This window comes from Bradyrhizobium sp. 18BD (assembly GCF_054185225.1).
In genome coordinates this window covers 339,865-361,611 of record NZ_JAVAYL010000005.1, presented here as the reverse complement: position 1 = coordinate 361,611, position 21,747 = coordinate 339,865, and the positions used below count along the sequence as shown (strand labels likewise).

Below are 21,747 nucleotides of genomic sequence, written 5' to 3'. Positions count from 1 at the left end.
TCACGTTGCCATGACGCGCATCTGCGACACCACCGGCAGCATCGGCGTGCCCGTGGGCGTGCAGACCGATTGCCCCATCATGGTCGCGGCCGGTGCGCCTCCGATCATCACGCGCGCTGCGCCCACCACCATCTGGCCGGTCACACAGGGCGGCGCCGAACCGGTCAGCGAACAGCCTGCGATCGCATAGGGGCTGGTGAGATTGACCGCGGGCTGGCCCGACAGCGTCACGCGCGGGAACGGCGACATCGGCATCGCCTGTCCGGCATGGCTGCAGAGTACGGTGGCGCCTAGATGCAGCACGGGAGCGGGCATGTGTTCCTCCTAGATCACCGTGAGTGCGCCGAGATTCACATCGACGGTCGGGCCCGTCATAGTGATGACCGCGCCCTTGCCGTTGGAAATGGTGATGCCGACATCGCTGACCGAGATCATCGCGCCGGTGGTGGTCTGCATCAGGATGCCGCCGGTCGGACCCGGCACGTCGCTGATGGTGAGGCCGTTCTTCAGCGGGGTTTGCAGGGTGATGCCGGGCACGCCGGGCGGCACCGCATGCGCCAGCACCGGCACTTCGGCAGCACTGCCCCAGTAGCATCCGACCCAGATCGGATAGTCCGGATCGCCGCGCTCGAACTCGACCCAGACGCCGGCACCGATGATCGGCACCGTGAAGAAGCCGGCATTGATGCCCGCGGTCGGCACGCACGGCATCGCCCAACTGGTCGGGATGACGGCGCCGACGTCGGGCACCATCACCTGGATCCGGCCGATCTGCAGCGGATCGACATTGTTGACCACCACCGCGCGATATTTTCCGTAAAGGGGCGCATCGCTCATGTCGGCACCTGCGGGACGGTCGAGATCAGCGCATTGCGTGCCAGCGAGAACGACTGCTTGTAGGAGCCGCGCTCGATCTCGTGGGTGACGTTCTTGACGTAATAGAGCCCGTCATAGGGCAGGCCCGCACCGCGCACGCCGACCAATTGCCGCGATTTCAGCACGCGGCCATATCGGGCGACATCCAGCTTGCCGTTGCCGAACACGCTGTCGCTGTGCTGGCTGGCATAAGCGAGCCCCGCCATCAGCGCCTGCGGCGCAGACAGATGCGCGGTGTTGGCGAGCTTCTCGATCTTCGGCGGCAGCGGCGGCACCGCGCCGAGCGGCGGGCTCATCGGCGTGATGTCGGGGATCGGAACCGGAATCGGCGCTTTGCTGTTGCTCTCCTGGAAGAACACGATCGGCATGATCTTGCGTTCCTTGTCGAAGTTGAACGAGATCTCCTCGACATTGGTGAGCGCATCCATGTTGGTGGTGAGCGCCGGCTGTGGCGCGCCGAAGCGGATCTCCGGTCCCCAATAGGCTTTGGAGGCACCGGGCGCGGGACCGGCTTCGAGATAGAAGACGTAGCCGGCTTCGCCCGCGAGCTTCTTGACGTAGGCGTAGTCGCTGCCCTTCTGCTGCGGGATCTGCTGGATCGGGATCGGCGGGATGTCGAGCACGCTCGGGATCACCATCGGGATCACGCCGAGGGCCGCATATTTGGCGAGGATCGCGAGCACCCGCACCGACGGCGGCATCGCCGGGAAAGGCAGGCCGGGCAGCTCGATGATGTCCATCAGCGCCGACATGTCCTTGCCCTTGATCACGAGCTTGCCGACCCCGCCGGTGCCGGGCTGGGTCTCGACATTGGTGACCATGCCGTCGATGACGGACTCCGCTGTGCCGTTGATGGTGACGATCAGCACCACGCGGAGCAGCGGCGGTAGTGCGCCGCCGCCGGCGAGCAGGAAGATCGTGCGCAGCGGCGAGCGGACCGGCAGGTCGAAGGTCAGCTCGAAGCCGCTCTGCGCATCGCCCGATCCGATCTCGATCTTGGCATGGGTCAGCGTCTCCAGAACCTCGCGCGGCGCCGGCACGGGCGCCGGGCCGATCTGGAGCGAGAGCTGGACGCCGCCTTGCATCATCTGGAATCGCCTCCTTACAGTCCGTTCGGACGCGGGATCTGCACGCGCTCGCCGGGTGTTTCGGTGAGCTCGAACGGATCGGTCACGACATTGGCGTCGGCGATGCGCCAACACAGCTCGGGATCGCCAAGGGTGTTGGACGCCAGCGTGTCTGGCCGTTCGCCGGCATTGACGATGTGCTCGCCGACGATGCCGATGTCGCGGCCTTGCGGGATGAAGCGGCGCAGCACATAGGCGACGCCGGGATCGTCGGCACTGCGCTTCAACCGGCCGATCGCCACGCCGTGATAGCGGCTGTTGGACGCAAATGTGTTGTCCGGAAACGCTCCGGCATCGATCAGCATCTGGACGGGATCCGAGGACATCATGTGCTCCGTCAGGGCAGGCTGGTAAGGCCGAGCGAGGCCAGCGAGGCGCCCCCGGTGAGGCCGGCGAGCGCTTCGCGGGTTCGCAGGTAACTGAGGAAGATCGTGCCGCCGCGATGCGAGAAGCCGAGATCGTCGGTGCTCATCACGTGAAGGCCGAGCGAGACCTTTGCGCGGATCGGGTTGAGCGCAGGGTCGAAGGCTTCCTCGACGATGGAGAATTCGGCGACGCGCACCGGCGCGACGCGGTTCTTGCTCCAGACGAACAAAGTGAGCGGCGCTTCCGGCGGCAGGATCTCGAGCGTGCCGCCGTCGGCCTGGTTTGCGACGCCGAGCAGATCGTCGACGCTTGGATTGACCAGGGCCTCGAGGACGGCGAGCTGCGGCGCGATGCCGAAGGCCACCGCATTGGCATGTGCGTCGGGATCGGCAAGCTGGTCCGTGGCGTCGATCTCGGCGTCGAGCTTGATGGTCTCGATCGCCGGACCCTTCAGCCGGAATGGCTGTGCGCGCCCGCCGGCCGCGCCATCGCCGCCCGTGCCCTGAACCTGGTAGCTGCGGCTCAGCGTATCAGGATTGTACTGGAGCGCGATCTGTCTGCGTACCGTGCCGCCGCCCGGCGCCAGCACGACAAGCCCGCCCTTGATGAGTTTCGGAGACTCGGTGAGGCCGGTCATGGCAAATCATCCTGCGACGGCGGCAGCAGCTTCATTTCCAGATCGAGCCGCAAGTTGCTCTGATAGTCGTCGAGGCTCGCGGGTGCGAATCCCGCGATCCGCAGCAGCACCGTGGTTGCGGGATTGACGTAGAGGGTGAGGCCTCGCCGGGCATAGACATATTCGCTGCCCTTGATCTCGAAAGTACCGAGGAACGAGTCGAGCTTGGCGTCCGGCTCGCCGAGGGCATTGAGCAGCGACGGGAGCGGTTCAGGGAGGCTGACGTCGGTTGCATCGATCAGTACCACCGCATCGTCCGCGACCCACACCCGAATTCCGCGCGCAAAGCCGTTGGCGGTGGCGCTGAACCAGTCCGTGCGATGTCCCGCGCTGCCGAGGACACCCTCGCCATGCCAAGAGCGATCCAGATCGAACACGCTTGCGACATCGTCGAGTGAGGTCGGGCTTGCGAGCCCGGTGAAGGCTCGTAACGTCCGGTTGGCGAAGGCTTGCAGCGGCGGCAAGGTGACGGCGGCTAGCATCTTTCATCCTCCGATCTTCTTGACGTCGCCCTGGAAATAGGCGGCGTAGAGATTGCGGATGCCGACGACGTTGACGAGCTTCACGGCCTCGGCATAGGAGGCGTAGCGTCGGCGTGACGCCGGTTGTACGATGATCGGATCGAGCTTCGCATTCTCGGGTCCCTCGACGGCCACGCGCAAATCGGGGTCGTTGACCCGTGGCGCGACGTTCTCCCACACGACCTCGTCGAGAAACGAATCGACGCCCTCGATCAGGGTATTGTACTCGTTGGAATTGCTGCCGAAAGTCTTAGCGAAATCGCCATATGCCTTGGCGCGCAGTGTGTGGATGTATTCGTGGATCAGCGTCTGGAACATGTCCCACAGGAAGTCACGATCCTCGTCCGGGGTGCCCTTCTTGAAAATCTGGATGTTAACCTCGCCGCCGCCGGCCGAGGCGACCCAGCCGCGTTCGATATGGTTCACGGTCTCGACCTGCTTGTCGGTTGTCGTGAACTCGTCTGCGAGCTTGTCGATGATCTTCGCCTCATCGTTGACGGGCGCCTTGCTGGCGTCGAATGTGGGCGATGCATTGAATTTGCGGTTGAGCGCACGAATTTGCCGGTTGGCCTGGAAGAAATAGAGCATCATGCGCCGCGCTTTGGCGCGCTTCTGCTTGTCGTCCATCTTTGCGAGCTCGGCCTCGGTGTCGGCGAACAGGTCGTGGATACTGCCGCGGGTGGCGGCGGTGTCGGCCTTCAGCTCCGGATGCGGCCTGTCGTAGTAGTCGCCGAAGACCTTGTCGGTTTCCGTCTTGCTCGCCTTGGCTATCCGTTGAAATTCGGTGAGTTCGTGCGTCTTGGCTTTCTCGCCGTGCTCGGTCGTGCCGCGCCCTTTGACCGTGAGGTCCCAATAGCCCTTGATCATCTTGGGGAGCCAGTCGCGCAGTGCATCCTCGTATTTCTTCTTGCCGGTGGCCGAATTGTCGAACGTCAGCGCCGCGCCGCCGGAACCGACGTTGACGTCAGGTTTCAGCGCCTTTGCGATTTCGGCTTTCTGCGCGGCATCTGGCGCCACGGTCTTTGATAGGTCCTTGCCGCTGGTGGTCAGTGCGACGTCCCGCGATACTAGTTGAAGCAGGCGGTCATAGTTGGTCAACGCGTTCTTCGTGCTCTCGATCTGAAGTTTCAGATCGATCTGCTTGTCCAGATCGGTCTCGGCGGCCAACTGCTCGTTCAGCCCGTCGACCTTGCGTCCAAGCTCGGTGCGTTCGCGGCCAAGCTGTTGCGTCGCCTTTTCCCGCATGGCGGGTTCGAGCGCGAATATCTCCGCGGCGATACCGTCGACCTGATCTTTGCTTGAGGCCGTGTCGAGCCGCAATTTGACGTCCGCAGCGTCGTACTTGAAAATCGGAGCGTTCTTGCTGGGCTCCCCCTGCGGTTCGACGTCGCCCTTGGCGACCGCGTCGCGGCCACCGCGGAATCGCGCTGCAAAAAAGCGCTTCAGCTTCTTGTAATTGTCGCCGTCGATGTCGGATTCGAGATCGGTGACGCTGAGCTTGCCGGCACCGAACATGATCCGCAGTGCGGCGATGTCGCTCAACTCGAGCAGGTCGAGGATCGCTTCCTCGTCGCCGCCAAGCGTTGGGCCGTCCTGCATCTCCCGGATCAACAGCGCCTTCTGGAATGGATTGAGCTTGAATTCGGCCTGGCCCGCCTTCCATCGGCGAACGATCGCGCGGGCCTTGTTGTCGCTGTCGAAACTGCCTTCGTGTTCGTTGGCCGTGGTGATCTTGTCGAGATAGCTGAGCAGCTCCTTGTCGCCGAAATTGCCCTCGGCGCCGAAGAAGACGGCGATCGTTTCGTACCAGGCGAGCCGCTGCACAGCGGCGGGGGGCGTGGTCGTGCCGCGCTGCTGCACGACGTGCGCAAGCTCGTGCACCAGGATGTGCCGGCCGCGCGGGGTTTGCGGATCGTATGCGCCCTCGCCGAACACGATGTGGGAGCCGGCGGTATAGGCGGTCGCGCGGATGGCGCGGGCCGACGCTGCGGCCTCCGCGCCGGTGTGGATACGCACCCGGCTGAAGTCGGAGCGGAACTGTCGCTCCATCGCCTGCCGCGTCGGAGCGCCGAGCGGGGTGCCGGCCGATCCGACCACCTCGGAGACTGCTGCTGGCGCAACCTGTTTTCCCGGATGCGCAGCGCGGGGAAGTGGTGACAGTGCAGGAGCAGGGTCCGCGGTCTTCGGCCGCATGGCGTTTTCGGCCGCGTGCTCGGCTTCGGTCTCGAAACGATCGCGAGCCGGACGAAGCTCGAGCGAAGGTCCCCGCGCAGGCGAGGGTTGTTTCGGGAGCACCGTCGGAGCAGCCCGTGCGTTCATGGCTGACCTCGCGAACGTCCGGCACCGGGTGTCGTGGTCAATCGTGTCGCAATGCGATCGGCCACTAAGCTTGGCGCGTCACCGCGCGCCGCGCCAGCCTGGTCGGCCGACCCGGCGAGCCGATGTTGCAGCGCCTGGCGGATGGCGTCGGCGAGCCCAGTGGCTTCAGCGCGTTGCGACGCATCGACGATGAGCCGCCCGATCCGGATCTCGATGCCCGCATGTTTCATGGTGCGGCTCCCGCCCACGGCCGTTCCAGCTTGGAGAATTCGGCGCGGACCGCGGCATTGATCGCGTCCTGCCCGATCGGTCCGCCCTCGGCTGCGGCATGGAAGGCGGCGTTGAGCGCGATCGCGCGGATGTTGCCTCCAGTCAGTTGCAGTCTCGCGAGAGCCGCGAAATCGACCTCGCCGAGCGGCGCATCGGTGGGGAACTGCATCCGCCACAGCTTTTCGCGCGCAATAACATCGGGGTAGGGGAACTGGACCACATGGCGGATGCGGCGGAGGAAGGCGCGGTCGATCGCACTTTTCATGTTGGTGGTGAGAATGACGAGCCCGCGATAGGTCTCGATTCGCTGCAATAGATAGGCGATCTCGATATTGGCAAAGCGGTCGTGGCTGTCGCGCACCTCGCTGCGCTTGCCGAACAGCGCATCGGCCTCGTCGAACAGCAGGATCGCGCCGCTAGTCTCGGCGGCCTCGAACAGGCGGCTCAAATTCTTCTCGGTCTCGCCGATATATTTGCTGACGACGCTGGCGAGGTCGATGCGATAGAGATCGAGTCCCGCGGCATTGGCGATTGCTTCGGCGGCGTAGGTCTTGCCGGTGCCGGATTCGCCAGCGAACAGTGCGGCGGCACCGAGGCCCCGGCCGTTATGTGCGGCAAAGCCCCAGTCGCCATGGACGCGCGGCCGGTGCTGCAATTCGCCGGCGATGGCCCGGAGCTGCGCAATCACGACCGGCGGCGCGACCAGATCGTCGAAGCCGACGCGGCTGTCGATCCGCTGCGCCAGCACATCGAGCCCGCCGCGTACCGCGGCGCGGCAGAGCCGCCATACGGCGGGGCCGAGCAGGGCCGGCTGACCTCGCGTCTCGGCCAGGGCTTCGGTGACCACGAGGCGCAGCTCGGCCGCAGGTACATTGAATTGCCGCAGTGCCGGTCGCAGTGCGGCTGCGAGTGCGGTGGCCTGTTCGCGGGGCAGGCCCTGCAGGGCTGCGGCTTGCTGTGCGGCGAGGGGCGCATCGGGCACCGCGAGACGCAGCATGCGCCGCTGCCGCAGCCGCGACAGACGAGCGGGTTCCGGCGCGTTCAGCACGATCGCAGGTCCGACCAGATGAGCGAGCAGTGCTACTGCGCGCGCGTCGGCATCGGTGGCGTCCATCGCGCGGTCGTGCTCGAGCACGATGATGGCATCCGAGAGCGCTGCCTCGCGGTCGAGCAGGCAAGCCATCTCGGCGATATCGCGCGGGTCATGCGGCAGGTCGCGGGCATGCAGCCAGAGGCCGCTCGCGCCGAGCCCGGCGAGGGCTCCGCGCGCAAGATCGCGCTGAGGCTCGATCTCGCCACGGGCATGACCCAGCGCGACCAGCGCGGCCGCACCGGTGCCGAGAGCCTGTGCGATCGTGCCTGCGAGTGGCGTATCGGGCTCGTCCGGTCCGGCCGGCTCACAGCGGGCGAGGGTGATCAGCCGGACGTCCATCGCGGCGACGCCGGTCAGATAATGCAGCACGCGCTCGTTGATCTGGATCGGCCGGCGCGGTGGCGCCTCGCGACCGTCGCAGGCGATCAGGCGCCAGCGCCGCAACGGCCGCAGCGGCGAAAGCGCATCCCAATGCGGCTCGGCCAGCACCTGCATGGCGAAATTGAGGTTTAGCTGAGGGCTCGATGTTGCGTTGGACTGCTCGGCCATCGCCTCGCCGACGAGGCGGCGCAGCGCGCTGTCGAGCTCGACACCAGCCGCCAGCAACACGACGTCGCGCTCGAACGGCGACAGGCCGAACAGCTTTGTCAGCGCATCGAGCGCCGGCTCGAAATCATCGTCGCATTTGGGAGACGTTGGCTCGTCATTCGCCGATGTACCGCCCAATTGCGGCGCGAGGCGCAAGCGTAACCCCGCGAGCTGAGCCGTCAGCCATTGCTGGTTGCGGCTGGCCCAATCGTGCCCGGACTGCGCTTGTGGTCTGTCGTGCATGTTCATGGCGGCACAGTCAGAGTTTGCGAGGCGTCGTAAGCGGGCGCATCGCCGCTGAGATCGAGCAGAAGGCTGTCGACGCCGTCGACCCGCAGCCGTGCCGGATAGGCGCCGGCAGGAAGCGTTGGCGCGAAGTCGAACACCAGCGGATCGGTGGCCGCGCTGCGCGGATTGGCGATGGCCTCCACCGTGCCAAGCACGAGGCTCGCACGCTGGCGCGGCTGCACCTGCGGGCGGGAGAACAGGGTGGCGGTGACACGCAGCGGCGCGGTCTTGCGCAGCACGGTCGCCGCGGGCAGCGACAGTGGCGCATAGGCCGCAATCACCAGGGCAGGCGCGATGATCAGCGCGATCGCGTTGGTCTCGCGCTGATTGGCTTCACCTGCCGGCAGGAAGCGAAGCGTCAGGCTCCATTGCCCCGGCGCCAGCGCGGCTTGCGCGGCGGCATCGTTCGGCAGCGTCACTGTAATCTCGGTGCCCTCGGTATTGGGCGCGCCCGGGATCAGCTCGACGGGAACGGGAAACAGCGGATGCGCCAGCCGGACACGATAATTGCTGCCGCTCAGGCGGATGCCGGTGAGAACCACGGGCTCGCCGAGCCGCGCGCCGGCCTGCTTCAACTGTGGTGTCGCGGCAAACAGGGTCGGCAACGGCGGCAGCATGTCGGGATTGACGACGACCCCACGGTCGCGCTTGGTCACGGGATCGACGATCCCGCGCGACAGCACCGGTAGCGGCGAGACCGCGGGCTTGGTCGCCTCGATCAGCACCACCGACACGACATAGGCGGCAGTCGGCCGGTAATGCGACTGGATCGCGGCCCAGAGTCGCGACATCTCCTCCGGTCCCATCACGGCCGGCGTGATCTTGATCAGCTCGGCCTGGTCGGCGAGGTCGGCGGCGGCAAGCGCCTGGAACGCCGGGGGCAGCATCGGGAGGTTGATCGGGTTGGGATTGAGCGCCCGCTGCACGGCGGCGCGGTCGAGCATCGGACGCTCATGCAGCAGATGCATGCCGTAGCCGAGCAGGATCTCGGCCTGACAATCGACCCGGGCATAGGCCGTGAGCAGATAGTGAAGGTCGAGCGCGAGCGGTGCATTGGTCAGGCGCTCGCCGCTGCTCGAGGAGCGCGACGGCAGGGCCTGGTTGCGCCAACCCGGATTCGGCGTCACCTGATGCAGGAACAGATTGAGCCGCGGCTGCTCCTCGGGACTGGTGAGGTCGATCGTGTCGGGCGCAACGGCGCTGACATTGACCGTGCCGCCGACCGCGGGGCCGGCCTCGATCAACCCGTTGTCGAGCAGGTTGCGCAGCACCGCGCTGACCGCGCCGATTGCGAGCGGTGAGCTCATGCGCGGCCTCCGGGTCCCGGGCGACGCAGATAGTCGGACAGTGACACCGACGGCTTTGATGCGGGCTTGACGCCGCGTGCCGCGCGCGGCGGCTCCGGCGAGCGGATGTCGATGCGATCGATCGTCACCTTGATCACGGGCGGCGTCTCGCGCCGGCGCTGCGCCTGGCCGGCGAGCACGGCCTCGCCGAGCGGCGGCGCTGGCAGTGTTGCTGTCTCCCTTCGAGTCCAGAGCGTTTCGCGTATGGCCGGCTCGTGCGCCGGCGTCATGGCGGGCGGGTCGCGCGGCGCAACGGGAGGAGTGCGGTCGGCGAGCGGTCCTGGCGGTACTGTGTTTGATTGAACGGGCTGGATCATTGCTGCGGCCTTGGCCACCGGGCGCAGAGGAGCTTCCGTGTTGTCGAGCTCCACCTCCAGGGGCTGCGGTACCTGCGCTGCCATGCGCGGATGACCCTCGGCGGCGCGGCTTGTCTCCGTCTGATGCGGCGGCGATTTTCCTTCGGCCTGCCCCGTTTCGAACATCGGTGCATTGTCGGTCCGGACCGGAGCGGCGAAGCGCGGCGGCAGCGCGATGCGTGCTGCGCCTGCGATCGGTTCGCCGCGTCCGAGGCGCACGAGATTTTGCAGGAGGCTCGTCATGAGGCGCCCACCAGTTGCAGATAGGCGGCGCGGCGGGCATGCGGCAGCGCCAGCACCTCGGCTTCGCTCCAGCCATATTCGCGCGCGAGCGCATCGACCTCGAGCAGGCTACGCTCCGCCGCGGCCTGGATCTCGGCCCAGAGCGCGGGCGCGATATCGATCACGGCCTGCCAGCCGCGGCCGCAATCGGGGCAGTCGAGGGCAAAGGCAATGACGGCGCCGGGATCGCAACGTTCGAGCTCGGCCTCGATCCTGTCGCGCGTGTCCTGATCGAGCGCCAGTGGCGCGTCGCCGAGGCAGCGTGCGAGCAATGACTGAGCCGCGGCCGGCGAGTCGGGCGCCGCGGCGAGACGGGCGAGATCGGAAAGCGCCGGCAGGCGCAGCGTCAGCTCATGGCCGCCGATCGTGATGCGCGGCGGTGCGGCGTCAGCCTGTGCTGCGAGCCCGTCCGCAAGCGCTCCACTGTCGGCCGTGAATTCGCAGTCGCTGAGACAAGCAGGGCAGGCGGCGCGCAAACGCCAAGGCGCGCCGAACAGTTTTGTGCGCAACGCCAGCAATGCCGCATTGCCGGCGCCGATCGTATCTGTCGGCACGGCGCCGGCCGCGGCGAACAGGGCATCGTCGCGCTGGCGCCGCGCGCGACCGGCGGCCTGGTCCCACAGCGCCAGAATGTCCTGCTCGCGTCGTGCAGCGGCGGAGCGCATGAGTTGCCTCAGGCCGGATCAGAGAAAGTTGATTCGGACGGTTCGGCGACGGCCTGGTCGCGCTCCCAGCCCTCGTTCTCCAGCTTGATGTGCTGGATCGCGACCGCATTGGCGTTGGCGTCGAGATCGGGCAGCGACTGGTATTCCGAGACCCAGCAGCGGAAGATCTTGTAGGCGAGCGCGAGCTGCCCGGCTTCGTTGTAGACCTCGAGGAGGATGTCCTTGCGGAAATCCTTCAGCGAGACCTCGGCGCCGAGGCCCGCCCCGAAATGCCAGACCTTGTTGGCCCATTTCTCGAACTCGGTGTCGTGGGTGACGCCGCGATCAAGTGTGATCGCTTCGAACTTGCTGCGGCCGGGCGACTTGCGCCCGGTGGAGGGATCGCCGCCTTCGCGGTGCTCGACCACTTCGGTGGTGCGCTTCAACGCCGAGACCTTGCTGATGCCGGCGACGTAACGCCCGTCCCATTTCACGCGGAACTTGAAGTTCTTGTAGGGATCGAAGCGCTGCGGATTGACCGAGAATTGTGCCATTTGCTTGCCTCAGGTTGGGATGTCGCCGGCGATCTGCTGGATCTTGATGACGACGAACTCGGCGGGCTTCAGCGGCGCGAAGCCGACGATGATGTTGACGATGCCGAGATTGATGTCGGCCTGCGTCGTGGTCTCGCGGTCGCATTTGACGAAATAGGCCTCGCGCGGCGTGCGGCCCTGGAACGCGCCCTGGCGGAACAGTCCCTGCATGAAGGCGCCGATGTTAAGCCTGATCTGCGCCCACAGCGGCTCGTCATTGGGTTCGAACACCACCCATTGCGTGCCGCGGTAGAGGCTCTCCTCCAGGAACAGCGCCATGCGCCGCACCGGCACGTATTTCCATTCCGAGCCGCGATCGTTCTGGCCGTGCAGCGTGCGCGCGCCCCAGACCACATTGCCGTAGACCGGCAGTGTGCGCAGGCAATTGACGCCGATGGGATTGAGCTGGCCGTTCTCGGCATCGCTCAAGGTCAGCGCGAAGCCGACGCCGCCGTTGACGCTGGCGTCGGTGCCCGCCGGCGCCTTCCAGACCCCGCGCGTGGCGTCCGTCCGGGCATAGACGCCGGCCGCGAAGCCGCAGGGCGGGAAGTCCCGCACGACGCCGGACTGCAGCGGATCGGCCTGCATCACCCAGGGATAATACAGCGCGGAGAAATTACCGTCGCTGCCGGTCAGGCCGGCCTCGCCGGTAGCGCCGCTCATGTTTGCGACCGTCTCGTTCTGGAGACTGTCCACGATCAGGAAGGCGCGCCGGGCGTGGCAACGCTGTTGCAGCTTGGCGAGGGCGGCCTGGGTCGCCGCATTGGTGTTGGTGAGGCCGGGAACGCAGACCAGGTTGAACAGGTCGATGCGGTCGACGATCCCGCCGGTCGCGAACAGCGGATCGATCGCGCTCACGAACGAGCCGTCATTGGCGAGCAGGACCGTGCCGTCGGCGCCGCCCGTAAATGGCTTCGTGGTCGCGGTCGGCACAGTCGCCGATGCCGTGGTCAGCTTGTCCATGAACGCGGAGCGGCCGTTGACGACGCTGGGCGCGTAACGTGGATCGGCCTTGTTCATCGACAGATCCTGGAACGTCTCAACGATGTTGGTGCTCGGCGACGGGCCGATGACGTCGAGCCGGAAGCGGGTGTTGTCGTCGGCGCGCAGCGTCAGCGTGACGCTGTAGGAATTGGCCCACTGGCCCGGCGAGCTCGCCTGGATGCCGAGATCGTTGAATGCGCAGGCCGCGGTCTTTGCGTCGTTGGCCGGCGTTCCCGAATTGAACAGCGCGATCCGCACGATATAGGCGTCGCTGCCGCCATTGTCGAAGAACTGGCGCACGGCGTAGCCGAGATAGGCGCGGCGGTCGAGCCCGCCAAAGGCCCGCTCGTAATCGGCAAAGCTCGAGATGCGCACCGCATGGTCGACGGGGCCGCGCGGCGCCCAGCCGATGAACAGCGCGATCGACGTCGCCACGCCCGAGATCGAACGCACGCCGCTGGGGATTTCCTCGATATAGACGCCGGGTTGCAGAAGGGCTGAGGGCATGTCGGCTCCTGTGATTTGGCGGTCTGTCTCGCTCGGTCAGATCGCAGCGATGGTCTTTCCTGGCCTGCGCGTGCGCCCTGGGCGCGGCTTGCGCCTCGGGCCGGGCGGATCGCGAATGGCTTCGGACAGGGACTGCGGCGTGATCTCGCCGATGACGGTGCGGTGCGGGCGCAGCTCGTAGAGCGCGCCGCTCTCGCCGCTTGCGACGATGGTCACGACCTTCAGTCGCGGCCGGCTGTGCAGCAGGCTTGCAAGACTGTCGCGCTCGTCCGGGGCCTTCTGCGCGACCACGATGACATCGGCACGGGTGCGGCGAGCTTCCGTCGCCAGATTGGCGTCGTAGCTGGTGCCGACCACGGACAGGGCCGGATCGTTCGCGACGACATGCTCCAGAATACCGGTCATCAGCCTCGGAAACCCTGCAATGAGGATGCGTCTCTGTCGCAATGGCCACCTTTGCGGCGAGCCTTGCACAAGGCGCGGCGGCGCGATTGAGCCAAAGGGTTCAGCGAGGATGCAGCTGATGGTCCAGACCATGCGCGCGGCGCGACGCTGTCGATGCCGCGCACGGCTGCGCGACGCGTCGCAGCGTGCCGCTCAGACCCGCCATGCGGGCCAATGCCGGATCAAAGGATCTAGGCCGAAAAGTCTAGCGGGTCTGGACCCGCAAGGTTGCGGACGCCAGTCCGCCGTTTGCGTGCAGATGCTTGCTGATCTCGCCACGGCGGCGAATCTGCAGCTTGCTGAGCACGTTGTGCATGTGGTTCTTGACGGTCGAATTGCGGATTTGCAAGGCGCGCGCGATCTCCTTGTTCGACAGGCCCTCGCCGACGAAGCGGATGATCTCGTGTTCACGCGGCGTCAACGTCTCGACGCCGGCCGCGGGCTCTCGTACCGCCGCCCGGGACGAGAGCGTCGCGAGCCGGCCGAACAGGGCCGCGGCGACCTTGGGTGAGCAGACGAGCTCATCGCGCATCGCATTATTGACGGCGGCAACGACGTCGCCGATCGAGCCGTCGCGCAACACGAAGCCGGAGACACCTGCTTCCGCACAGGCGAGGATGTCCTGCTCGACCTCCGCGACGGCAATGGCGACGACCTTGAGGCCAGGTGACAGCGCGCGACAGGCTGCCGATTGCGCCAGGCCTGGCGGCGTCGCGATGTCGACCAGCAACAGTTGTGCACCGCTGTCGATGATCTTTTCAGGCGGGGTCGCGAGATCGCCGTGCCCGGTGATGCGTAAGCATTCCTGCCGTGCCAGGCACGAGCTGAGACCCTCGCAGAGCAGGCGCACGTCACTCAGGATGAAGAGGCGGATGGGGAGGACGCCATCTGGCGCGGCCGGCGGCTGTGATGGATGCGAAATGGCGAATTGAGATTGCAGCCGGGCGTGGCGCCCAGCCGGGAATGACGCATTGGACGACATGCCTGCCTCCCGATTGCCGACTCACAACCGTGTTTGCCGCCGCGCCCAATTGAAAGTCACCAAGATCAGTAAAATGAATTGTATCTTTAGTAGCTTTCCCCTTGAAATTGAGTATCGCGCTTTTCGGCGATGCTGACAAGCATCCACATCACAGGCGGAGTCGCCGGGGGCATTTCGACGCATGTGAAGTGGTCGAGTTGACAGCTGGGTCAGCTCTCTCGGCATGGCCCGAGGCGGCTCGCCTTAGGCTACGACCTTGGCCGTCGCGGCGCTGTCGAGACGCTGCTGCTCTGTTGCGAGATAGTCGTCAATCGCATCGCCCGGCATCGGCTTGGCGAAATAATAGCCCTGGATGTAGTCGCATCCCAGGCGGCGCAGGGTGTCGAGCTGGGCGCGGGTCTCGACGCCCTCGACGACGCAGGCGATCTCCATGTCGTCGCAGAGGCCCGTGAGCGACTTGATGATCTTGTGGCTGACCGGATTGTCATTGATGTCGGCGACGAAGCTGCGGTCGACCTTGATCTTGTCGAGCGGCAGCCGGTGCACGTGGCTCAGCGAGGAATAGCCGGTGCCGAAATCGTCCAGCGAAATGCCGCAGCCCATCGCCTTCAATGCCGCGATCGACTGCTGCGCGCGCACGAAGTCGAAAGTGACGGCGGTCTCGGTGATCTCGAAATCGATCCGGTGCGGCTGCACCCCGCTCTTTTCGACGATGCTGATCAGCGGCAGGATGCCCTCGGCCGAGCAGACGTCGTGGGCGGAGAGGTTGAACGACAGGCGGATGTGGTCGGGCCAGGTCTTCGCCGTCGCGAGCGCGCGAACCAGCAACGCCTGCGTCAGCGGCCGGATCAGGCCGATGCGCTCTGCGGCCGGAATGAAGTCGGCCGGCGAAACCACGCCGAGGCGGGAGCTGCGCCAGCGTGCCAGAACCTCGAAGCCGGCGGTGTGCTCGCTCATGGCATCGACGATCGGCTGAAACACCAGGTTCATCTCGGTGCTGAAATCGGCGGTGCGGAGCAGATTCTCGATGACGCCGCGGCTGCGGATCTCGGCCTCGAGCTCGCTCGAGAAGATCACGGTGCGGCCGCGCAGATGGCGCTTGGCGTGGTAGAGCGAATAGTCCGCGCATTCATAGAGCGCTTCCGCCGTCGTTGCCGATTGCGGAAACGATGCGAAGCCGATCGAGCAGGACAGCCCGGTATGGGCGGTGTCGATCTGGTAGGGAAGCTTGACCTGGTCGCCGATGCGTTCTCCCAGCCGCAGCAGATCGGCATCGTCGGGATCGCCGCAGACCACGAGGCCGAACTCGTCGCCGCCGAGTCGGGCGAATTCCACTCGTTGCGGACCAAAGCCCTCGCAGATCTCGCGGATGCGTCGGCCCGCCTCGATCAGGACGCGGTCGCCGACCGTGTGCCCGTAATTGTCGTTGATCGGCTTGAAGCCGTCGAGGTCGATGATCCCGACCGCAACGCGAACGCTCCGGCGCTCGGCGTCGGCGAAGGCGCTCGACAGTTCGGCGAAGAAGCGGCGGCGGTTCGGCAGCTCGGTGAGGGAATCCAGGTTGGCGAGGCGGAAGTTCTCGTCCGAAAGTGCCTGGGTCGCCGCCTGCTGCGCCAGCAGCGACTTGCGGCTGGCGACGAGATCGGCGAAGTCGCGATAGTAGATGAACAGCACCGTCACCATCGCGCCGGAGACCAGCAAATTGTTGACGGCGATCGCCTTCAGCGTCGGCTCGCCCGTGGCCCAGAAGAACAACACATAGGGCACGTCGACGACCAGCGTCACGATTAGCGCCGCGGAGCGCAGATGCATCAGCGAGAAGATGCAGCCGATCACGGTCACGGCCATGTAGAAGGCGACCTGGCTCTTGGCGAAGGGATCGCCGTAAGGATAGAGGGCGAAGGACCAGGCGGCGAAGCCTGCGCCGATCGGCAGTGTCATCCAGTTGGTGGCGCGCAGATTGCGCAGGATGTCGGCGTCGCTGCGCACGAGATGACGCTGGCGCAGCCACCAGAAGGTGCGAAGGGCCGCGAGCACGGTGAGCACACCAGGCACGACCATCGTCAGCCAGTCTGGCGCCACGTTCACATAGGTGTAGGCGACGGCGATCGTGTTGCTCATCAGGATGAAGTAGAGCAGCGGGATCTGCTTGGAGAAGGCGTCGAACTGCGCGCGCGTCAGGTCCGGGTCATCCGGCACGCGAAACAGCTGCATCACGGCGGCGAGCTGAGACTTCAAATTGGCGACAGGCATTGCAATACGCGCCCCGGATCCCTTCAAAACGAGGACGATCTTGCATGCCGGGGGTAAAGAGCGCGTTAGACGGGTTCCATGTGGAAAGGCCAGCGCAGGTTGCACGCTGCCGCAGGATTTTCCGGCCGCGTGCACTGGTGAGACCCCGTTAAGCCTATGAACCGCCCGCGAAGGGCGCTTCGGCTCATGTCGGGCTTTTGGTGGTCAGGTTCTGCTAACCATGCTGGTCGCTGCATTGTCGCTCGTCGACAGCGCGGGTCGACGCGCGACAATGCCTGCTCGCCGCTACTTCTTCTCCAGCGCCGCGGTTTGCTTGGCAAGCTGCTTGTCGAAATCCTCGGAGAGACTGGTTGCGTAAGTGACGAGCTCGCCCGGCTTGACGAACGGGTTCGGTGCGCCGTCCTTCATCTCCGCGCGCTTGGCCTGCATGCCATAGACTTCCGGATGCGGTCCGAGCAGCACGTCGATCTTCATCGCCTTCACCTTGGTGTAGGTCGTACGATAGTCGTCGATGATGCCGGGATAGGTCGGCTGTCCGACCAGCCGGTTCAGCGCCACCGTGCCGCTGCAGAAGAACAGCACCTCGCGGTCGTCGTTGCCGTCCTTGACTGTCATCTCCCAGCTCGTGCAGCCCGGCGAATGGCCGGGCGTCGCATGCGCCGTCAGCGTGGTGTCGCCGAGCGTGACCTTGTCGCCTTCCTTGACGGTGCGATCGACCTTCACCGCGGGGAAGCTGAGGTCCTCGTTCTTCTCGTCACCCGGATAGTAGCCGCCCTCGAGCAGCGGCTTGTCGCGCTCGCCGGCAATGAGCTGCGCACCGGTCTCTTTCTTGATCTCGGCAAAACCGCCGGTGTGGTCGAGATGGGCGTGCGAGTTGAGAATGAGCTTGATGTCGGCGACCTTGAGGCCGAGCTTGGCGATGTTGTCCTTGATCATGCCGGTCGACTGGGGCATCGCCGTGTCCATCAGGATCAGGCCCTGCGATGTCTTGATGACATAGACGGCAATGCCGTCGGTGCCGACATAATAGATGTTGCCGATGAGCTGGAACGGCTCGAACGGCGCGGTCCATTTCTGCATGACCGTCGCCAGGAAATCCTTGATGGTCTGCGCCTGCGCTGCCGTCGTGAACAGTGTCAACGCGCATAGCGCGGCCGCGAGCTTTCTCATCGTCTTCCTCCCGAATTGCTCTTGTCGTTTTGACCGGACGCGACTTTCGCACGTTCGACCGGCGTGCAAGTTACGTCGTGCCAGGTGCGGCAGCAACCGCCTCACGTCCTCAAATATCCCGTGGCATGCGTGGAATAATGAACCCCATCCGGTTTGGGCATGGCGGCCATTGCTGCAACGCGGTTGGCGTTTGACCACGCGCAGGCCGGTCGGCATACTTCGTCGCAAGACGAGCCGGCAAGACTCGTCAGCAACGGGAGCTGAAATGACCAATTCATTGTCCGTCCTTGCGGGGGCGCTGATTTCCATCGTCTCCTTGACTTCAATGGCGCTGTCGCAGCCGGTCTGCGTGACCCAGAACATGGCCGTGCCGCCAGGTGCGAACACCACCGACAAGACCGCGCCGTTCTTCATCGACACGACGGGTCTCGACTTCAAGACCGCGCCGCCGACGCGCGATCCCTCGAGCGCCAACTATCCACGCGCGACCGAGCTGCCCGATGGAACGCTTCCGCCGCCTGGCGCCGAGGGGAATTTCATCATCGGCCCCACCCACAACCCTGCACCGGAGACCATCGCGAAAGAGGGCGTGCCGCGCGGTGCGACGAAATCCTTCACGCTGACGTCGAAGGAGAGCACGATCTATAATCCCGGCCTGATCCGCGACGATGTCGCCGGCTGCACCAACTCCTCGATCATGACGACCGTGACCGCGCCGGACGACAAGTCGCACATGATCGTCACCACCAGCCATCCCGGCATCTGGTCACGCACCATCGACGTCTACGTGCCGGCGCAATATGTGCGCGGCACCGAGGCCCCCTTCATCGTGGTCGGCGACGGCGGCTCGAACGCCTACAAGGATCTTGCCACGACGCTGGACAATCTGATCGCGCAGCGTCGCGTGCCGCCGATGATCGCGATCCAGATCGGCAATGGCGGGCAGGACGCGCAAGGCAGCCAACGCGGCCGCGAATACGACGCGGTGTCAGGTGCGTACGCGCAGTTCGTCGAGCGCGAGGTGCTGCCGCTGGTGGAAAAGAACGCCGACGTCAAGCTCACCAAAAATCCCGATGGGCGCGCGACGATGGGGCTGAGCTCGAGCGGGGCTGCCGCCTTCACCATGGCCTGGTTCTATCCCGACCTCTATCACCGTGTGCTGGCCTTCTCGCCGACGATGGTCAACCAGCAATGGCCGCATGATCCATCGCTGCGCGGCGGCGCGTGGGAATATCACAGCGCGTGGACGGGGCCGGCCGGTCCCAACCTCATCTCGAGGGCCGGCGTGCTCACGCCCGCCGATCCGCCGGGCGTGCCGCTGATTGTCGCCGCGCCGGCGAAGCCGATCCGCTTCTGGTTCTTCGGCGGCGACCAGGATCTGTTCTATCCGAACCCCACCATTCCCGACGGCATGCACGACTGGACCCTGTCCAACGCGCTGATGGCGAAGGTGCTGGCCGAGAAAGGATATCACTATCAGTTTCTGTTCGTTCGCAACGCCAAGCACGTCGACCGGCCGACGATCGCGCAGACGCTCCCGTCGGCGCTGGAGTGGATCTGGAAGGGCTATCCGATCCCCTGAGTGTTAGCGCCCGATCGTCACGCCCGCGGTCGAGCGCATGGCGTCCCGAAGGCTCGTCGCGTTCTTGTCGTCGAGAACCTGTCGCGTCAGGACCGTGGTCTGGCCGGGCGTGTTGAGGATCGTCTCGCCGCGCGAGGACGAGAGCCGGTCGGCCTTGTAGGGCGCGGCAGGATCGGCGGTAGGCGCCCCGACCGTGTGGCGCGGCCGCTTGCTGGACGCGGCAAGCGCGCCTTGCGAGACGCAGAGGGCGGCGATCACGATCAATGACAATGATTTTGCGGGCATGCGATCTCCCACATCCAGGGTATCAGCCTAGCATATGGGGAGGGGCCGCCACAGGGAAAAGGATCAGGCGAGGGCGGCCCGGCGTTCCCGCATCGGCTCGCGGGTGGCGTTCGCGGGCTCGGCGAGCCGGGTGAAGCTGCGCTGGCCCGCGTGCGCGGGCGCCTCGACGATGACGCCTTCGCAGACGATCTGCCCGCTCAGCAATTTGAATTCGAGCCTGTCGTACCGCGGCATCGTCTCGCCGGGCGCTGGCGGCAGCAGCTCGCTTCGGCCCTGGATGTTCAACGCGGAGTCGCCGGTGCCGTGAATCCGCGGATTCCACATCTTGACCCCGGTTTCCGTCCAGCGCTGCCGGATCAATATGGCGCGATCGGTGGGATCAGCCGCTCGCGTCGGCGTTCGCGGCGCGCGGCTGCGCTTTGACGGAGGCGATAGTGCGACCAAAGCGGGCGCGCTGCTCGTATCTGAGTCTGAAGCGGTTGCAGGAACTTCGTCCGCAGCAACGGGCATCGCAGGCGAAGGAACCTCGGCCGCGACAGGCGCGACATCCGCGGCGACGCCGGGAGATGGATCGCTGGCAATGGCGAGGTCGGGAACATCAGCCACGGCGCTTTCAGCTTCGACGAGTGCTACGGGCATGTCGTCAGGCTCGGCGATCTCGGCGTCAGCAACAACCGAAGTTGGTTCGCTGGCGACAACGAGATCGGGGATGTCGACTAGGAGGCTTTCGACTTCAGGGAGAGGGGTGGTCGCGGCTTCCGTGTTGACGAGCTCGGCATCCGCCACAATCTCAGCCAGCTGCTCGCGGGCAACGAGCTCTGGAATCTCAGCCACCGGACTTTCGGCTTCGACGAGCGGTAGGGAAGCGGCCTCTGCGCAGGTGGGCTCAGCGTCCGCCGCAATTTCAGCGGGCTGCTCGCAGGAAACGAGGTCTGCAATCTCAGCCGCTGGACTTTCGGCTTCGACGAGCGGCTCGAAAGCGACCTCTGCGTCGGCGGGTTCGGCGTCTGCGAGAACTTCAGTGACTGGCTCGCTGATGGTTAGATCGGAAGAGTCCGCCACAGGCATCAAGGCGTCAGCAAGCGAAGCGGAGACGTCCTCTGCGACGTCAGGCTCAACCTCCGCGGTTTCGCCTGCGCAAACATCCTCACTGACGACGTGATCGGCGACGTCAACCAGTTCGCTCTCCACCTCCGCGGAAAGGACGGCAGGCTCCGCAGCGGCGACCGGATCGATGTCGGCAGGAGCCTCGCGCGACAAATCCTCAGTGGTGCTGATATTGGACGGCGCGGCGGAAGGACCGTTCTCAACGTCGGGAACAATGGTGTCATCGACCGCGACGGGAACCGCTGCTGCGACAGCCGCGTCCTCGTGCAGCGAGGCAGCCGCGATCTTTGCGACTGGAGAAGTCTCGGTGATGTCTGCAACGGGAGCCTGTGGCTCATCCGCCGCGATCGGTGTGACCTCGATGCTGCCGCTCTGCGGCACGGGACGGAGCCGGTTGAACGCCCATCTCACCGCGGGGATGCGGCGCAGCAACGATATCAGTCTCGAAAGCACTGGGAGTTGTCCAAGAGGTACTCGGCGTGAGGCAATCGCTGATTCGTCAGCAATGTGAAAAACTGCCCCGGCCGTCACATCGATGTCAATGTAGGCGGGACCAATTGCAGAACATCGACATCGACTACGCACGGGAAATGCGGGATTATCGCCGTCTCGGCGTTGGACCGCTCAATGATAGCGACACGAGCGGTCCTGCATCCCTCATTCGAAATGCATTATTGCGAGCGGGTCCTCCTCGCGATCGGGCAAGCGCGTCGCCGGAGGACGCTGGATGGTGGCGTGCTCGTTGGCGCGGAGATGCGGATGCGCCCTGTGAACGAGGACTATTGCGTTCGGCGGCGCGAGGACGGTGCCGCCGGCGTGTGCCGGGCCCGCCATGGCGAGTGAGAGGGCGAGCCGCAAAGCCGTGAAGATCGTTGTCTTTGTCATGGGAGGCTCCAGTGCAATCCAGTGACAGGATTGCCCCGGTACGCCGGATATTTCCGGACAGCGTGCGACATCACGAGGGGTTCAAAAGGCGTGAGACGGGCGTGTAGGGCGCTCGATCTTCTGGCCAAGGCCAGGGCCGAGCTGGACGAGGTGACCGTCATCATCGAGAAGCTGCGGTCGTCGTGAACCTGCGGAGCGTCTAC

Annotated in this window: 22 protein-coding genes; 1 reads left to right on the top strand and 21 read right to left on the bottom strand. The window is 65.5% G+C overall.

Annotated features, from left to right (window positions below; all coding sequences use genetic code 11):
* The 18 genes from RAD16_RS12340 to blaBJP form a co-directional block, all read right to left on the bottom strand.
* Positions 1-315: a hypothetical protein gene (locus RAD16_RS12340; protein WP_458158136.1), complete on the bottom strand. Its 315-nt coding sequence runs from the start codon at positions 313-315 to the stop codon at positions 1-3.
* A 9-nt stretch (positions 316-324) separates the two neighbouring features.
* Entirely contained in the window at positions 325-837 is a 513-nt protein-coding gene (locus RAD16_RS12335) for a phage baseplate assembly protein V (RefSeq protein WP_458158135.1), read from the bottom strand.
* Positions 834-1,964 carry a hypothetical protein gene (locus RAD16_RS12330; protein WP_458158134.1) on the bottom strand — a complete coding sequence of 377 codons (1,131 nt, stop codon included), beginning with the start codon at positions 1,962-1,964 and terminating at the stop codon, positions 834-836. The genes RAD16_RS12335 and RAD16_RS12330 overlap by 4 nt, the downstream gene beginning before the upstream one ends.
* Before the next feature lie 14 nt (positions 1,965-1,978).
* Complete coding sequence (locus RAD16_RS12325; RefSeq protein ID WP_458158133.1) at positions 1,979-2,329, bottom strand: Base plate wedge protein 53; 351 nt, start codon at positions 2,327-2,329, stop codon at positions 1,979-1,981.
* Between the two features lie 11 nt (positions 2,330-2,340).
* A complete protein-coding gene (locus tag RAD16_RS12320) occupies positions 2,341-3,006 on the bottom strand; it encodes a hypothetical protein (RefSeq protein WP_458158132.1) in 666 nt (221 codons plus the stop codon).
* A complete protein-coding gene (locus RAD16_RS12315) occupies positions 3,003-3,527 on the bottom strand; it encodes a hypothetical protein (RefSeq protein WP_458158131.1) in 525 nt (174 codons plus the stop codon). Before RAD16_RS12315 ends, RAD16_RS12320 begins: the two co-directional genes overlap by 4 nt.
* A gap of 3 nt (positions 3,528-3,530) precedes the next feature.
* Positions 3,531-5,885 (bottom strand): eCIS core domain-containing protein, encoded by a 2,355-nt coding sequence (locus tag RAD16_RS12310; protein WP_458158130.1) that lies wholly within the window; start codon positions 5,883-5,885, stop codon positions 3,531-3,533.
* Positions 5,882-6,115, bottom strand: coding sequence for a hypothetical protein (locus RAD16_RS12305; RefSeq protein WP_458158129.1), 234 nt, complete (start codon positions 6,113-6,115; stop codon positions 5,882-5,884). The genes RAD16_RS12310 and RAD16_RS12305 overlap by 4 nt, the downstream gene beginning before the upstream one ends.
* Positions 6,112-8,085: an ATP-binding protein gene (locus tag RAD16_RS12300; RefSeq protein WP_458158128.1), complete on the bottom strand. Its 1,974-nt coding sequence runs from the start codon at positions 8,083-8,085 to the stop codon at positions 6,112-6,114. Before RAD16_RS12300 ends, RAD16_RS12305 begins: the two co-directional genes overlap by 4 nt.
* The gene (locus tag RAD16_RS12295) at positions 8,082-9,431 is read right to left on the bottom strand and encodes a DUF4255 domain-containing protein (protein WP_458158127.1); all 1,350 of its coding nucleotides are present in this window, start codon (positions 9,429-9,431) and stop codon (positions 8,082-8,084) included. The genes RAD16_RS12300 and RAD16_RS12295 overlap by 4 nt, the downstream gene beginning before the upstream one ends.
* Positions 9,428-10,069, bottom strand: coding sequence for a hypothetical protein (locus RAD16_RS12290; protein ID WP_458158126.1), 642 nt, complete (start codon positions 10,067-10,069; stop codon positions 9,428-9,430). The genes RAD16_RS12295 and RAD16_RS12290 overlap by 4 nt, the downstream gene beginning before the upstream one ends.
* On the bottom strand, positions 10,066-10,773 hold the full coding sequence (locus tag RAD16_RS12285) for a hypothetical protein (RefSeq protein ID WP_458158125.1): 708 nt from the start codon (positions 10,771-10,773) through the stop codon (positions 10,066-10,068). Before RAD16_RS12285 ends, RAD16_RS12290 begins: the two co-directional genes overlap by 4 nt.
* A gap of 8 nt (positions 10,774-10,781) precedes the next feature.
* The gene (locus RAD16_RS12280) at positions 10,782-11,306 is read right to left on the bottom strand and encodes a phage tail protein (protein ID WP_458158124.1); all 525 of its coding nucleotides are present in this window, start codon (positions 11,304-11,306) and stop codon (positions 10,782-10,784) included.
* A 9-nt stretch (positions 11,307-11,315) separates the two neighbouring features.
* Complete coding sequence (locus RAD16_RS12275; protein ID WP_458158123.1) at positions 11,316-12,836, bottom strand: phage tail sheath family protein; 1,521 nt, start codon at positions 12,834-12,836, stop codon at positions 11,316-11,318.
* Between the two features lie 36 nt (positions 12,837-12,872).
* On the bottom strand, positions 12,873-13,241 hold the full coding sequence (locus RAD16_RS12270; protein ID WP_458158122.1) for a hypothetical protein: 369 nt from the start codon (positions 13,239-13,241) through the stop codon (positions 12,873-12,875).
* A 244-nt stretch (positions 13,242-13,485) separates the two neighbouring features.
* Entirely contained in the window at positions 13,486-14,262 is a 777-nt protein-coding gene (locus RAD16_RS12265; protein ID WP_458158121.1) for a LuxR C-terminal-related transcriptional regulator, read from the bottom strand.
* 243 nt (positions 14,263-14,505) lie between these two features.
* Positions 14,506-16,515, bottom strand: coding sequence for a putative bifunctional diguanylate cyclase/phosphodiesterase (locus RAD16_RS12260; protein ID WP_458158120.1), 2,010 nt, complete (start codon positions 16,513-16,515; stop codon positions 14,506-14,508).
* A 285-nt stretch (positions 16,516-16,800) separates the two neighbouring features.
* Complete coding sequence (blaBJP, locus tag RAD16_RS12255; RefSeq protein ID WP_458158119.1) at positions 16,801-17,685, bottom strand: BJP family subclass B3 metallo-beta-lactamase; 885 nt, start codon at positions 17,683-17,685, stop codon at positions 16,801-16,803.
* 265 nt (positions 17,686-17,950) lie between these two features.
* Here blaBJP and RAD16_RS12250 point away from each other — a divergent pair, with 265 nt between their 5' ends.
* Positions 17,951-19,267 carry an alpha/beta hydrolase gene (locus tag RAD16_RS12250; RefSeq protein ID WP_458158118.1) on the top strand — a complete coding sequence of 439 codons (1,317 nt, stop codon included), beginning with the start codon at positions 17,951-17,953 and terminating at the stop codon, positions 19,265-19,267.
* 3 nt (positions 19,268-19,270) lie between these two features.
* Here the strand turns inward: RAD16_RS12250 and RAD16_RS12245 are convergent, their stop codons facing one another.
* From RAD16_RS12245 to RAD16_RS12235, 3 genes are all read right to left on the bottom strand, one after another.
* A complete protein-coding gene (locus tag RAD16_RS12245) occupies positions 19,271-19,552 on the bottom strand; it encodes a TonB-dependent receptor plug domain-containing protein (RefSeq protein ID WP_458158117.1) in 282 nt (93 codons plus the stop codon).
* Between the two features lie 63 nt (positions 19,553-19,615).
* A complete protein-coding gene (locus RAD16_RS12240; RefSeq protein ID WP_458158116.1) occupies positions 19,616-21,112 on the bottom strand; it encodes a hypothetical protein in 1,497 nt (498 codons plus the stop codon).
* A 204-nt stretch (positions 21,113-21,316) separates the two neighbouring features.
* Positions 21,317-21,544 carry a hypothetical protein gene (locus RAD16_RS12235; RefSeq protein WP_458158115.1) on the bottom strand — a complete coding sequence of 76 codons (228 nt, stop codon included), beginning with the start codon at positions 21,542-21,544 and terminating at the stop codon, positions 21,317-21,319.
* Positions 21,545-21,747: the final 203 nt, after the last annotated feature.

Bases quoted from the DNA above. Each gene is read 5' to 3' on its own strand.
- RAD16_RS12315 (WP_458158131.1), bottom strand. From the start codon at position 3,527: ATGCTAGCCGCCGTCACCTTGCCGCCGCTGCAAGCCTTCGCCAACCGG.
- RAD16_RS12320 (WP_458158132.1), bottom strand. From the start codon at position 3,006: ATGACCGGCCTCACCGAGTCTCCGAAACTCATCAAGGGCGGGCTTGTC.
- blaBJP (WP_458158119.1), bottom strand. From the start codon at position 17,685: ATGAGAAAGCTCGCGGCCGCGCTATGCGCGTTGACACTGTTCACGACG.
- RAD16_RS12270 (WP_458158122.1), bottom strand. From the start codon at position 13,241: ATGACCGGTATTCTGGAGCATGTCGTCGCGAACGATCCGGCCCTGTCC.
- RAD16_RS12340 (WP_458158136.1), bottom strand. From the start codon at position 315: ATGCCCGCTCCCGTGCTGCATCTAGGCGCCACCGTACTCTGCAGCCAT.
- RAD16_RS12290 (WP_458158126.1), bottom strand. From the start codon at position 10,069: ATGACGAGCCTCCTGCAAAATCTCGTGCGCCTCGGACGCGGCGAACCG.
- RAD16_RS12330 (WP_458158134.1), bottom strand. From the start codon at position 1,964: ATGATGCAAGGCGGCGTCCAGCTCTCGCTCCAGATCGGCCCGGCGCCC.
- RAD16_RS12235 (WP_458158115.1), bottom strand. From the start codon at position 21,544: ATGACAAAGACAACGATCTTCACGGCTTTGCGGCTCGCCCTCTCACTC.
- RAD16_RS12325 (WP_458158133.1), bottom strand. From the start codon at position 2,329: ATGTCCTCGGATCCCGTCCAGATGCTGATCGATGCCGGAGCGTTTCCG.
- RAD16_RS12250 (WP_458158118.1), top strand. From the start codon at position 17,951: ATGACCAATTCATTGTCCGTCCTTGCGGGGGCGCTGATTTCCATCGTC.
- RAD16_RS12280 (WP_458158124.1), bottom strand. From the start codon at position 11,306: ATGGCACAATTCTCGGTCAATCCGCAGCGCTTCGATCCCTACAAGAAC.
- RAD16_RS12285 (WP_458158125.1), bottom strand. From the start codon at position 10,773: ATGCGCTCCGCCGCTGCACGACGCGAGCAGGACATTCTGGCGCTGTGG.
- RAD16_RS12335 (WP_458158135.1), bottom strand. From the start codon at position 837: ATGAGCGATGCGCCCCTTTACGGAAAATATCGCGCGGTGGTGGTCAAC.
- RAD16_RS12245 (WP_458158117.1), bottom strand. From the start codon at position 19,552: ATGCCCGCAAAATCATTGTCATTGATCGTGATCGCCGCCCTCTGCGTC.
- RAD16_RS12310 (WP_458158130.1), bottom strand. From the start codon at position 5,885: ATGAACGCACGGGCTGCTCCGACGGTGCTCCCGAAACAACCCTCGCCT.
- RAD16_RS12300 (WP_458158128.1), bottom strand. From the start codon at position 8,085: ATGAACATGCACGACAGACCACAAGCGCAGTCCGGGCACGATTGGGCC.
- RAD16_RS12275 (WP_458158123.1), bottom strand. From the start codon at position 12,836: ATGCCCTCAGCCCTTCTGCAACCCGGCGTCTATATCGAGGAAATCCCC.
- RAD16_RS12265 (WP_458158121.1), bottom strand. From the start codon at position 14,262: ATGTCGTCCAATGCGTCATTCCCGGCTGGGCGCCACGCCCGGCTGCAA.
- RAD16_RS12295 (WP_458158127.1), bottom strand. From the start codon at position 9,431: ATGAGCTCACCGCTCGCAATCGGCGCGGTCAGCGCGGTGCTGCGCAAC.
- RAD16_RS12260 (WP_458158120.1), bottom strand. From the start codon at position 16,515: ATGCCTGTCGCCAATTTGAAGTCTCAGCTCGCCGCCGTGATGCAGCTG.
- RAD16_RS12305 (WP_458158129.1), bottom strand. From the start codon at position 6,115: ATGAAACATGCGGGCATCGAGATCCGGATCGGGCGGCTCATCGTCGAT.